This is a genomic window from Pelagirhabdus alkalitolerans, assembly GCF_900096905.1.
Classification (GTDB): domain Bacteria; phylum Bacillota; class Bacilli; order Bacillales; family Amphibacillaceae; genus Pelagirhabdus; species Pelagirhabdus alkalitolerans.
In genome coordinates this window covers 263,127-275,402 of record NZ_FMYI01000001.1, presented here as the reverse complement: position 1 = coordinate 275,402, position 12,276 = coordinate 263,127, and the positions used below count along the sequence as shown (strand labels likewise).

The 12,276-nt window shown below is 38.5% G+C and carries 11 protein-coding genes; 6 read left to right on the top strand and 5 right to left on the bottom strand.

Annotated features, from left to right (window positions below; all coding sequences use genetic code 11):
* Positions 1-2: 2 nt before the first annotated feature.
* Both celB and BLR62_RS01235 read right to left on the bottom strand, forming a co-directional pair.
* Positions 3-1,283: a PTS cellobiose transporter subunit IIC gene (celB, locus tag BLR62_RS01240; RefSeq protein ID WP_090792100.1), complete on the bottom strand. Its 1,281-nt coding sequence runs from the start codon at positions 1,281-1,283 to the stop codon at positions 3-5.
* Positions 1,284-1,306: 23 nt separating this feature from the next.
* Complete coding sequence (locus BLR62_RS01235) at positions 1,307-1,654, bottom strand: PTS sugar transporter subunit IIB (protein ID WP_143008335.1); 348 nt, start codon at positions 1,652-1,654, stop codon at positions 1,307-1,309.
* A 208-nt stretch (positions 1,655-1,862) separates the two neighbouring features.
* On the opposite strand from BLR62_RS01235, the gene BLR62_RS01230 reads away from it, so the two are divergent.
* Complete coding sequence (locus tag BLR62_RS01230) at positions 1,863-2,861, top strand: cache domain-containing protein (RefSeq protein ID WP_090792095.1); 999 nt, start codon at positions 1,863-1,865, stop codon at positions 2,859-2,861.
* Between the two features lie 64 nt (positions 2,862-2,925).
* The gene (locus BLR62_RS01225; protein WP_090792092.1) at positions 2,926-4,326 is read left to right on the top strand and encodes a sodium/glutamate symporter; all 1,401 of its coding nucleotides are present in this window, start codon (positions 2,926-2,928) and stop codon (positions 4,324-4,326) included.
* Positions 4,327-4,344: 18 nt separating this feature from the next.
* Here BLR62_RS01225 and BLR62_RS01220 read toward each other — a convergent pair whose 3' ends face one another.
* Positions 4,345-5,061, bottom strand: a complete 717-nt coding sequence (locus BLR62_RS01220; RefSeq protein WP_090792089.1) for an HAD family hydrolase — start codon at positions 5,059-5,061, stop codon at positions 4,345-4,347.
* 169 nt (positions 5,062-5,230) lie between these two features.
* Between BLR62_RS01220 and serC the strand changes: the two genes are divergently transcribed.
* Positions 5,231-6,325 (top strand): 3-phosphoserine/phosphohydroxythreonine transaminase, encoded by a 1,095-nt coding sequence (gene serC, locus BLR62_RS01215; protein ID WP_090792087.1) that lies wholly within the window; start codon positions 5,231-5,233, stop codon positions 6,323-6,325.
* Positions 6,326-6,372: 47 nt separating this feature from the next.
* Here serC and BLR62_RS01210 read toward each other — a convergent pair whose 3' ends face one another.
* Positions 6,373-7,395, bottom strand: coding sequence for a LacI family DNA-binding transcriptional regulator (locus BLR62_RS01210; RefSeq protein ID WP_090792084.1), 1,023 nt, complete (start codon positions 7,393-7,395; stop codon positions 6,373-6,375).
* A 317-nt stretch (positions 7,396-7,712) separates the two neighbouring features.
* Here BLR62_RS01210 and BLR62_RS01205 point away from each other — a divergent pair, with 317 nt between their 5' ends.
* On the top strand, positions 7,713-9,464 hold the full coding sequence (locus BLR62_RS01205) for an alpha-glycosidase (RefSeq protein WP_090792082.1): 1,752 nt from the start codon (positions 7,713-7,715) through the stop codon (positions 9,462-9,464).
* Positions 9,465-9,543: 79 nt separating this feature from the next.
* Here BLR62_RS01205 and BLR62_RS01200 read toward each other — a convergent pair whose 3' ends face one another.
* Positions 9,544-10,308, bottom strand: a complete 765-nt coding sequence (locus BLR62_RS01200) for an AraC family transcriptional regulator (protein WP_090792079.1) — start codon at positions 10,306-10,308, stop codon at positions 9,544-9,546.
* 154 nt (positions 10,309-10,462) lie between these two features.
* On the opposite strand from BLR62_RS01200, the gene BLR62_RS01195 reads away from it, so the two are divergent.
* A complete protein-coding gene (locus BLR62_RS01195) occupies positions 10,463-11,494 on the top strand; it encodes a Gfo/Idh/MocA family protein (protein WP_090792076.1) in 1,032 nt (343 codons plus the stop codon).
* 57 nt (positions 11,495-11,551) lie between these two features.
* A complete protein-coding gene (locus BLR62_RS01190) occupies positions 11,552-12,274 on the top strand; it encodes a ThuA domain-containing protein (RefSeq protein ID WP_090792074.1) in 723 nt (240 codons plus the stop codon).
* Positions 12,275-12,276: the final 2 nt, after the last annotated feature.

The following is a 12,276-nucleotide window of genomic DNA, read 5'->3' as shown; positions in this document are numbered from 1 at the left end:
GATTATTTTTCACTTTGTTCATTGTCATAATACTGGCGATCCATCACTTTAAGGAATGGTAACCAAATGATAAAGACAATCGCCATGTTAATAAGCTGCATTACAGCACCCATGATTTGGTTACCTGTAGCCATGTAACCACTTAATAAGACGGGTGTTGTCCATGGTACAATAATACCGGCCGGCCGTGGTACGATCCCAACACTCATAAACATGTACGTGACAAATGCAACAACAACCGGTGCAAGTAACCACGGAATGATAACAAGTGGGTTCATAATAATTGGTAAACCGAATATAACCGGCTCATTCACATTGAAAATACCAGGAGGTGTAGCGATTTTACCAATTTCTTTAAGTTGACGACTTTTCGCAACGAGAAGAATGGCAATTAAGACAGCGAGTGTCATACCTGAACCACCGATACCAACGATAAAGGTATCAATAAATTGTTTTGTCACAATGTTAGGTAATTCTTCACCAGCTTGGTAAGCTGATAAGTTTTGATCGTTCAATGCATACCAGATTGGATCAAAAACAGAGTTAACAATAATTTGACCGTGTAGACCAAAGAACCAGAAGACTTGGATTAATAATACCGCAATAAGTGTTGCAGGTAATCCACTACCAAGTGCTGTTAGTGGCTCTTGGATGATTGTATAAATAAATTCTTGAACCGTTTCAAACGGTGTAAACCCAAAGATAATACGGACAACTAAAAAGATCGTTAACGTTAAAGCAATAGGAATAAGTGCACTAAATGAACGAGATACTGCATCAGGAACACCTGCAGGCATTTTGATCGTTAAATCTCGTTTGACAAATGCTTGATAAATCTCTGCAGCGAAAAAGGCTGTGAAAATCCCTAAGAACATACCCTCTGCACCTAATACATTCGTAGGAATACCACCTGCTGTATCTTCAACAACTTGTGGGGTTAAGATTAAAAATGAAGCAACTGCAACAGCAGCGCCATAAACGGATTCACCACCACGTTGCTCAACCATTTTATAACCAATTCCCATTATAACAAAGAGCCCCATAATACTTAAGGTTGAAGCGGACGCTGGCCCTAATAGATCTTGATAAGTTGCAAAGGCTTCTTCACCAATTAATTCATCCAGAAACGGTAAGTTTGCAATAACGACAAACATCGATCCGAAAATAATGAGTGGTAATGCAACCATAAACCCGTTACGCAGTGCGGTTAAATAACGGTTGTTATTAAGCTTATCGGCAACAGGCATTAATACATTTTCTAACATATCCATAAACTTATTCATATGAATTCCTCCTTTAAAATAAATTAACCATCAATAAGTTCTAATGCTTTATCGAGTACAGCTTTTCCATCGACACGACCATAAGCAACAGGGTCAATCGAATCAAGAGGGATGCCAACCTCGTCTGCGACTTTAGAAAACTTCTTTTTCATAAAACGCATTTGTGGACCGATCAGTAATACGTCGGCTTTTTTCATGTCTTCTGGTGCTTTGTCTTGAGCAACAGCCCAAATCTCAGCCTCAAGACCACGACTTTCAGCCTCTTCTTGCATACGTGTTACGAGTAAACTTGTTGACATACCAGCTGAACAAGCAAGTAAAATTTTCTTCATGTTTTTTCCTCCTTTATTATGTGTTTTTCTTATAACCATAGTGTATTTTAAAACCGCTTACATCACCACTTGCACTTTTTCCGTAACATAACGGAAGTGACATAGATTCAAATTTGATTAGGTTGACCTTTCCGGTGAGTTGCCTGTTGGATCACATTTTGGTATGGAATTGATAGCGAATCTATATCGATTTTATAGATTGTTCAATGGTACACTTACTAGTAAAAAAGTAGGAAGGTGTCATTAAATGGTAGTTAGCTTGCAAGAAAAACAAAACTCAATTTCTCAATTAATGGTCGGGTTAAAACAGGATAATGAAACGATGCAACGTGTCATGAGTGAGTTGGAAAATATCTCAAGAAAATCGAATATACTCGCGCTTAATTCAGGAATCGAAGCGGCTCGTGCAGGAGAAGCGGGTAAAGGGTTTAAAGTTGTGGCTGATGAGATTAAAACGTTCTCAAGTGATAGTTTTAAAGTGAGTCAAAAAAGTGGTGACATTATCGATCAAATCCAAGACAAAGCCAATGCGATTATGGCGCTAAGAACAGAAGATGTAGCATTTGATACGATTGATAAAATTGACCGCAATTTATTCGAGCGTAACTGTGATGTTCAAGCTTGGGCGACTTTTGACGCGGTAAAAGATGTATTAAATAAGACAACTCCTGAAACGAAGCAAGCGGCGCGTGATTTGTTAAAAAACATTCACCATATATATGAAGTGTATCACGACCTTTTGATCATTGATTGTGAGGGAAATATTGTGGTTTCTTGTGAGCATCCGAATCAAGAAATGGAATCGATGGCAAATCGAGAATGGTTCCAAAATACGATTCAAGACAATGATGTTTATGTGACAGATATGTACTATTCTAAAGTGGTTCAAGGCCATACGATGAGTTATTCAGCTCCAATCCGCTCAAATGGTGAAGTCATCGGTGTATTTACAACACGATTTAATTGGTCATTTATTTACGATATTTTAGATGATGTCAAGTTGAGTGATGAGAGTGACTTGTATTTAGTGAATCAAAAAGGGGTAGTCATTGCCGGATCAAATCCGCAAGATACGTTAAAAAAAGATGTTAATGATTGGACAGCTGTAAAGGCTGTCTTAAATGAAGGGAAGCAGCAGGGTCATTTAATAGAAGATCGTCATCTTTATGCCTATTGTTTAACAAAAGGATATAACCAGTATAAAGGGAAAGGGTGGTTCGTAGTAATTAAGGAACCGATTGATTAAATGTAACGTTTAGTAAGCTTTTCTTGAGGCTATACGATAACTAGGACAGAAGGAGGTTATCGTGGTGACGGCTGAAATGATCGGTTTAAGTTTTATCGTTTTAGGTTTGTTTTTATTGATCGGTAAATGGTTGCGTGTTCAGTTCAAATGGTTACGCGATTTATATTTACCAAGCTCGATCATTGCTGGGTTTGTCGCCTTACTTGTCGGGCCAGAAGTACTTGGGCAACTTATGCAGAATGATACATTTTTGTCGAACGGTCTCATTCCTGAGAACGTATTAGCTGTTTGGGATACGTTACCTGGACTCTTTATTAATATTATATTTGCTGCATTATTTTTAGGTAAAGTTGTTCCGAATTTGAAAGAGATTTGGTTAATAGCAGGCCCGCAAGTTGTGATGGGACAGACGGTTTCTTGGGGGCAGTATGTATTAGGGTTGTTGTTAGCGATCTTTGTTTTAGTGCCAGTCTTTGATTTAAGTCCATTATCAGGTGCTTTAATAGAAATTAGTTTTGTTGGTGGTCACGGTACAGCTGCTGGCTTGTCCTCGACATTTGAGGAATTAGGTTTTGCAGAAGGTGCGGATTTAGCTGTTGGTCTTGCAACAATTGGGATTGTATCAGGTGTAATCATCGGGATTATTTTAATCAATTGGGGTGCACGGACGAATCGCGCGAAGTTTGTAGGGAAGCGAAATGAATTAACCGAAAATGAAAAAGCGAAGTTAGGTGAATTTGATGATCGAGAGACCCCTAAAAAGACAAGACATACATCATCTCTTGAACCACTAGCGTTTCACTTAGCCATTGTTGGAGCGGCAATTGGTCTAGGGGCTCTTTTACTAGAAGGTTTGATTTTATTAGAAGCGTGGACTTGGGGTGCTTGGACAGGTACACATTTATTCCCATACGTCCCGCTCTTTCCACTTGCGATGATGGGTGGGATGGTCATACAAATTGTCTTTAGTCGAATTGGGATTGATCATTATATCGATCGTGAGTTGATTAATCGAATCTCTGGGTTTGCGCTTGATGTTTTAATAGTTAGTGCATTAGGGACACTTGCCTTATCGATTATAGGTGATAATATTGTGCCTTTTCTATTAATAGCTGCTGTAGCGATCGTGTGGAATGTATTTGCCTTTTTAGTCATTGCACCTCGCATGATTCCACAGTTTTGGTTTGAACGTGGGATTGGAGATATGGGGCAAGCGATGGGGATGACAGCGACGGGGCTGTTATTAATGAAAATCGCAGATCCTTACACAGAATCACCAGCTTTAGAAGGCTTTGGTTATAAACAATTATTATTTGAGCCACTTGTTGGTGGTGGGTTATTCACAGCCGGTTCACTGCCATTAATTTATGAATTTGGTCCGGTGGCTATATTGGTTCTCTCAACGATTGTCACTCTTTTCTTTTTAATCTTCGGCCTGGTTTATTTCGGAAGAAAAAAGAGATAGTGCCTTATTAAAACCTCCTCATGAATCAGTGAGGAGGTTTGCTGTAAAAAAAGGGACTAAGTCTTTTGTTTCTTCTATTATTTGATCCGGGAACACGTCTCGCTTCGGTGCTTGTCTTTTTCGATGGTTAAACCAAATCACACGCCATCCAGCTCCTTTAGCGCCTAATACATCATTCTCAAAGGAGTCACCGATATACCAAGTTGAATCTCGATCAATCGTCAAGCGATTTTCAATATGCTGAAAAGGTGTAAGCTCAGGCTTAGCTGCGCCAATTGAACCAGAGATAAAACAATGCTCTTCTTTGATCCAGTTAGTTAAATTTAACTGATCTATTTTCATTTGTTGATGCTCTGTATTCCCATTGGTCAAAACGGCCATCTGTATACCGCGCTCTTTTAAAATATCCAATACGTCTTTCATTTCGGGAAATAACGTGATTTGTTTTTGTTCCTCTAAATAGGCGTCTTGGAATTCAATTGCTTGTTGTTCTGTAATATCAAAATTAAAATCTTTTGTTGCTTGTTGAATGCGATAAATTTGCAGATCTAACGTTGAGATTTCACCGCGTTGTTCTTTTTCAAACACTTGGTCACTATATTTGCGACTGGCTATGTAAAGTTGTGCGAGTTGTTGATCGGTAAATTGAGTGGATAAAACACGTTTAAAAGCTTGCTTAAATGGACGTTGTTGGTCGTACAATGTATCATCAACGTCAAAAACGACAGTATGCATAAAAAGTCCCCTTTATTTCTTTTTGATTTTATCATATCATCTGGTTGTGAAAGTGCAAATGTTCATTTTTTCACAATTTTTCTGATAATTCAGCGATCTATATTGAATAATTGTTTGAATATTGTTAAAATAATCGCAATACTTAAAAGAGAATGGGTGAGGAAAACAGATGACGACAGTGTATAATTTTTCAGCAGGTCCTTCGGCTTTACCGAAAGACGTATTAAAAAAAGCGCAAGAAGAATTAGTGAATTACAAGAATTCTGGTATGTCTGTAATGGAACTTAGTCACCGATCTGGTTTATTTTCAGAGATTATGGATGACGCGGAAGCATTGATCAGAGAATTAATGGAGATTCCAGACAATTACAAAGTTTTATTCCTCCAAGGTGGGGCATCGACACAATTTGCGATGGCTCCGATGAACTTACTAACGGGTAGTAAAAAAGCGGATTATGTTATTACAGGTTCATGGTCTCAAAAAGCGTATCAAGAGGCGCAAAAATATGGCGATATTAGATTGATTGGGGATTCAGAAGGGGAAGTCTTATCCCATATTCCTAAGATTACAAAGGATCAAGTTGACCCTGAAGCGGATTATGTTCATATTACGACAAATAATACAATTGAGGGTACAACCTTTCACGACATTCCTGACACAGGGGACGTTCCAATTGTGGCAGACATGTCTTCAAATATTCTATCGCGGCCGATGGATGTCAGTCAATTTGGGCTCATTTATGCAGGTGCTCAAAAGAATATTGGTCCAGCTGGTTTAACGTTAGTGATCGTGAGAGATGACTTAATCGGGCATGCACCGGATTGGGTGCCAACAATGCTTGATTACAAGATTCATGCTGAGAAAAAATCCGTTTATAATACACCACCAGCATTCTCGATTTATATGGCGAAGCTAGTGTTTGAGTGGCTACGTGATGAAGTCGGAGGACTTTATGAGATGGAAAAACGGAATCAACAAAAAGCAGAATTGCTCTATCAAACCATAGAACAATCAGCACTTTTTAAAACAACGGTTGAAAAAGAGGATCGTTCTTGGATGAATGTGCCATTCGTTAGTGTTGATGACGATAAAGAGTTAGAAGCGACGTTTATTAAAGAAGCAAAAGAAGAAGGACTTGAGACACTCAAAGGTCACCGATCTGTTGGTGGTATGCGTGCAAGTATTTATAATGCAATGCCGTATGAGGGTGTTAAGAAATTAGCAGAATTTATTGAGGCATTTGAAAAGAAACATCGCGGGTAAACAAAAACGACAGCTCTACTAATCTTCACTAGTGGAGCTGTCGTTTTTTAATCTAATTTTCGTGTTGAATGACGATATTTTATAGCATAAGGTACGATCAGTCGCTTGGCAGGTTCGTCTTTTGACTTTAATTGTTCAATCAAGCATTTCGCACTTTGAATGCCTAGTTTATAAATTTGAATATCCACTGTTGTCAGTGGTGGGCGTGTGATCTCTGATAAATAAAGGTTGTTGAAGCTTGTGATCGATACATCCTCTGGACAATCTACTCCAAACTCCTCGAGCATGTTAATAACGCCTAAACTCATCATATCATCGGCAATTACCATAGCTGTTGGCGGTTTTTCAAGTGAAAACAATTGTTCAACGGCTTTACGACCACTTGAACGCAAGAATTCATCATGGACAACGTAGTCATCGACATATTCAATACCTTCTTCACGAAGGGCATCTAAATACCCTGTTAACCGATCTTTTGTCACAACTAAGTCCGTTGTACCACCAATAAAGGCGATGTGCTCATGTCCGAAATCAATTAAGTGTTTTGTAATTTCTTTGCTTGCGCTAATGTTATCATTATCGACATAGGTAATTTGGCTTTCATTTTGATAGGGTTTTCCAACAACAACAAAAGGGAAGTTCTCTTGGATTAGAAAATCCATAATTGGATCATTGTCTCTTGAATAAAGAAGGATCATGCCGTCAACACGATTACCATATACCATGCGCTTTACTTCCTCGAACAGCTGTTCATCATTACCACCTGTTGATACATATAGTGAATATTCAGTCTCGTGTGCCACTGATCCGATCCCGCGTAAAACTTCAGGGAAGAATGGGTTCTGCAGGGCTGTTTCAGCAGATGAAGGCATAATGACCCCGATCGCTTGTGTCGAACGTACTGCTAAATTACGCGCATTGACATTGGGGTGATACCCTAACTCTTTCATTGCTTTTCTTACACGTTTTTTTGTTGTCGCACTAATTCTCGGATTATCAGCGATGACGCGTGAAACCGTTGAAGGTGCAACATCTGCTTTTTTTGCAACGTCTTTAATTGTAACAGCCATAAGCTCCCACCCTTTAGTTTAGATTTAATCGATAGATGATTATCATTTGACAGCGCTTGCATATTTGGTGTGAATAGTGCAAACGCTTGATGTTTTCATTTGATTATTTTAACATGTTCATTATATAGGAAATGAAACAATAAAAAAAGTCCCTTTGTGAAATTTGTTGCACAAAATTAGCTTGACCACTATAATGTAAGCGTTTATCATTAATTTAAGCTTTATTAGTAGGAATGACAAAAGCGGATACAAAGAAATTCAACCTATTGGCAAGCGATTGCGCTAAATAAAAGGAATAAACAAAGGAGGATGACGTCATGATTAAAGAAGCAATCTTTCATCAGCCGATGAATCAATACGCTTACCATTATGATGATGGTACAGTTCACATTATGATTCAATCAAGGGCGTATGATTTGAAAAATGTCCAATTAATTTGGGCAGACCCTTATAACTTTAAAGAGGAAACGTGGCAATATGAATTGACAGAAGTAAAGCATTCTGGTCGAACAAAGACTCTAGACTATTGGAAAATCGAAATTAAACCACCTTATCGTCGCATGCGATATGGATTTCGTTGTGAAGGAGCAAACGGTGAAGTGACGTATTTAACAGGTAAAGGTCACTACACGAAACCACCTGAAGAAATTAATGCTTACTTTTGTTTGCCGTACATACACAAGGTTGATGCTTTCAAAGCTCCAGCGTGGGTGAAAGATACGGTTTGGTATCAAATATTCCCGGAACGTTTTGGGAACGGTGATCCGTCTTTGAGTCCAGAAAATGCATATAATTGGGATGAGAAAGTGCCTGAATCAAAAGATTTCTTCGGTGGGGATTTTCAAGGTATTCTAAATCACCTTGATTACTTAGAAGAATTAGGTATTAACGGTATTTATCTATGTCCTATTTTTAAAGCGGGCTCAAATCATAAATATGATACAATTGATTATTTTGAGATTGATCCACAGTTTGGAGATAAAGAAACATTTAGAAAACTAGTTGACCAATGTCATGAGCGTGGTATTAAAGTGATGTTAGATGCCGTGTTTAATCATAGTGGATATTATTTCGAACCATTCCAAGATGTCCTTAAAAATAATGAACAGTCTCCGTATAAAGATTGGTTCCACATTTGGGACTTCCCAGTACAAACAACGCCTTATCCAAATTATGATACATTTGCATTTGTATCAAATATGCCTAAGCTAAATACAGCAAATCCAGAAGTTAAGGACTACTTGTTAAAGGTGGCGCGTTATTGGATTGAAGAATTTAATATTGATGGTTGGCGTTTAGATGTAGCAAATGAAATCGATCATGAATTTTGGAGAGCATTCAGAAAAGAAGTGAAATCGGCTAATCCAGACGTATATATCTTAGGCGAGGTATGGCATGACTCGATGCCATGGTTAAGAGGCGATCAATTTGATGCTGTTATGAATTATCCGTTCACAGAAAATGTTCTTGAATTATTTGATGGTACATCGTCGGTTTCTTACTTTAAGGATCAAATGATGCATTTGTTGCATATGTATCCTGACCATGTACAAGATGTTCAATTTAATTTACTTGATAGTCATGATACAGCAAGAATTAAAACGTTAGTACGTGGTGAAAAAGAGCGTGTGAAATTAATGTATGCCTTTCAGTTAACCTTTTTAGGCTCACCATGTTTGTATTATGGTGATGAGATTGGCTTAGAAGGTGGAGAGGAGCCGGAAAGCCGCGGTTGTATGATATGGGATGAAGAAAAGCAAGATCTAGACTTATTGCATTTTGTAAAGCAATTGATTGAACTTCGCAAATCAAATCCCGCACTTGGTGCATATGGTCAATTTAAATTCATTGACGCAGATGAAGCATCAGGTGTACTTGTTTACTCAAAAGAAAACGATGCAGAACAATTCGTTATTGTTATGAATACGACAGCTAATGATCAAACTATTGATATGCCGACAGCTTTAAACAAGCGAGCTGAGCCGTTATTTACAGAGAAAAATATATCTCAATCAGATGGGCGTATGAAACTTGAGCCATTTGCATTCGGTATTTATAAACGACATTAATCAATAAAAGCAGCGATGACCTAAAAAGATAGGTTGTCGCTGCTTTTTTAGATTATCAACTAAAAGGTACATGAATTAATCAATACACCTTTCTATATTGGCTAGGTGACAACTCGTATTTTCGAGTGAAGAGGCGATGAAAATAAGGATAATTACCAAAACCACACATCAATGCGATTTGTTCAAGGGTCATATTGGTATATTTCATTTGGTTAATAGCAGCCTCTAACTTAATGTGTTGAGCATATTGGATCATGGTTTTATCTGTGTGGTCTTTAAATAAATGGCTAGCACGTGAAACACTCAACTCTACCTCATTTGCAACATCTTCAAGGGTAATAGACTCTAACGCGTGCTCTTCGATATAACGCATCATACGTGTCACGATAAATGGACGCTGGATGGAGTGACGGGCATTAATTTCTTCTTTTATCATTAATAGGATGCTTTTAAGTAAGTGCGTATTTAATGCTTGCGTTTGTTCATGAGTAGGACGTAAATTCTCGGTCGAAAGAAGGCGCCACAATGTAACGATCGGATCGGTAGTGGAGAGTGAGGCGAAATTAGGCTGTCCTAGTTCTTTCCACCAAGATCTTAACCAGTCTCCCTTTACGAACAAATGGTAATCGCCACTGAGCTGATTGGGATGAATCGTGAGCTGATAATGTGTGTTAGGAGGAACGAATATCAGATCTCCTTGCTCGAGTGAATATGTATGCTTTCCTATTCTGGCCTGCGCTTTTCCTTCGATTTGTAGGCGTATTAAAAATTGATCGAATCCATTTATACGTTTGTCGTGATAGCCGTTTTTATGAGATGAATAGCTACAGTGATGAATAATCATAAAAGTACTCCCTTTCATTATTAGCAAGATCGGATATGAATTGATTATATCATCTATATTAAATAACTTAAATAAACAGTAAGATGAAGTTAATCAATTTATTTTAAAGTTATATCAGATATTGAAAACGTTTAATGATAAGGAGTGGATGATGATGACAAATCTAAAAGTAGGGATTATCGGATGTGGAAATATTTTTCCGATGCATGCAGCGAGTATAGAAGAAAGAGGTGATGCATCACTCGTAGCGGTCTGTGATGTGAAAAGTGACCGAGCTGAGGTGAAGGCCGCTCAATACAACGTCAAAGCATATGACGATTATGAGCAAATGATGGATTCAGAAGAACTTGATGTGGTACATATTTGCTTGCCGCACTATTTACATGGACCTGCAACAGATGCAGCAACAAAGCGAAAAATTCACGTTCTAACAGAAAAACCAATGGCCATTCACTATGAAGATGCAGAACAGATGATTAGTGGAGCTAAGGAGAATGATGTCTTACTCGGTGTTATCTTCCAAAATCGCTATAATCCTGGTTCGCAACTGATAAAAAATATGTTGACTTCAGGTGATTTGGGTCAAATTAAATCCGCTAAATTACAAGTGACCTGGGATCGATCTGATGCATATTACCAAAACAGTGATTGGAAAGGTACATGGGACAAAGAAGGTGGCGGTGTCATTATTGATCAAGCGATCCACACGATGGATTTAATGCGCTGGTTTGTTGATAGTGAATTGAAGTATGTGGATGCATCAATTAGTAACCGAGCTCATGAAATTATTGAGGTGGAAGATGCTGCAGAGGGTGTGATTGCTTATAAAAATGGTGTTGTTACAGCGTTTCATGCGATTAACTACTACACCTATGATGCGCCAGTTGAGATTGAACTCCACTGCGAGAAAGGAATTGCCAAAATGGTAGCCGACACAGCAACTGTTTCATTAGAAGATGGCAGAACGTTTGTAGCTGAGAACAACCCGCTTGAGACCTTTACTTATGATTCAGGTGTAAAGGGTTATTGGGGTGTCAGCCACGTTAAACAAATCAACAATTATTATGATGTGTTACAAGGCAAAGCTGAAAACCTTGATATACCAGCGGAGGAAGCGTTAAAAACGCAACAAATGATTAATGCAGTTTATCAATCAGGTAAAGAGAAAAAGCGAGTTCATTTTTAAATTGTTAATTTAATTGACGAAAAGTGAGTGCAATTTTACTAAATGAGGAGGGGAAGAATGAAGGTTCTCGTATGGAATGAAAATCGACATGAGAAAAAGAATCCTGAAGTAAGTGGCATCTATCCAGAAGGGATTCATGGAGCGATTAAGAAATTTTTAACCGAAGCAGGGCATGATGTGACAACTGCAACGCTAGATGAGGTTAACCATGGATTATCTGATGACCTACTCAACCAAACAGATGTCTTAATCTGGTGGGGACATTTAGCGCATGACGAAGTAGAAGATGAATGGGTAGAAAAAATACAGCAACGCGTGCTAGAAGGCATGGGGCTGTTGGTGCTTCACTCGGGGCATTTTTCAAAAATATTTAAATCTCTAATGGGCACAACGTGTGATTTGAAATGGCGTGAAGCAGATGATCGCGAGCGCTTATGGGTCGTGGATCCGGCGCATCCGATTGTATCGGGACTCGGAAGTTACATTGAACTCGAAAAAGAAGAGATGTACGGTGAGCACTTTGACATCCCCACACCCGATGAATTGGTGTTTATAAGTTGGTTTGAAGGTGGCGAAGTCTTTAGAAGTGGCGCGACATATAAGCGGGGGCGCGGAAAAGTCTTTTATTTTAGACCAGGACACGAGACGTATCCTACCTATCATAATGAAAAGGTTCAAACCGTGATCAAAAATGCAGTGAACTGGCTTAATGTAACAGATGCTCATCAACCGGATTATGGAAACTCAAAAGCTATAGAATCAATTTCAAAGAAAGGGTGATG

Bases quoted from the DNA above. Each gene is read 5' to 3' on its own strand.
- BLR62_RS01220 (WP_090792089.1), bottom strand. From the start codon at position 5,061: ATGCATACTGTCGTTTTTGACGTTGATGATACATTGTACGACCAACAA.
- BLR62_RS01210 (WP_090792084.1), bottom strand. From the start codon at position 7,395: ATGGCTGTTACAATTAAAGACGTTGCAAAAAAAGCAGATGTTGCACCT.
- celB (WP_090792100.1), bottom strand. From the start codon at position 1,283: ATGAATAAGTTTATGGATATGTTAGAAAATGTATTAATGCCTGTTGCC.
- BLR62_RS01200 (WP_090792079.1), bottom strand. From the start codon at position 10,308: ATGATTATTCATCACTGTAGCTATTCATCTCATAAAAACGGCTATCAC.
- BLR62_RS01195 (WP_090792076.1), top strand. From the start codon at position 10,463: ATGACAAATCTAAAAGTAGGGATTATCGGATGTGGAAATATTTTTCCG.
- serC (WP_090792087.1), top strand. From the start codon at position 5,231: ATGACGACAGTGTATAATTTTTCAGCAGGTCCTTCGGCTTTACCGAAA.
- BLR62_RS01230 (WP_090792095.1), top strand. From the start codon at position 1,863: ATGGTAGTTAGCTTGCAAGAAAAACAAAACTCAATTTCTCAATTAATG.
- BLR62_RS01205 (WP_090792082.1), top strand. From the start codon at position 7,713: ATGATTAAAGAAGCAATCTTTCATCAGCCGATGAATCAATACGCTTAC.
- BLR62_RS01235 (WP_143008335.1), bottom strand. From the start codon at position 1,654: ATGGTTATAAGAAAAACACATAATAAAGGAGGAAAAAACATGAAGAAA.
- BLR62_RS01190 (WP_090792074.1), top strand. From the start codon at position 11,552: ATGAAGGTTCTCGTATGGAATGAAAATCGACATGAGAAAAAGAATCCT.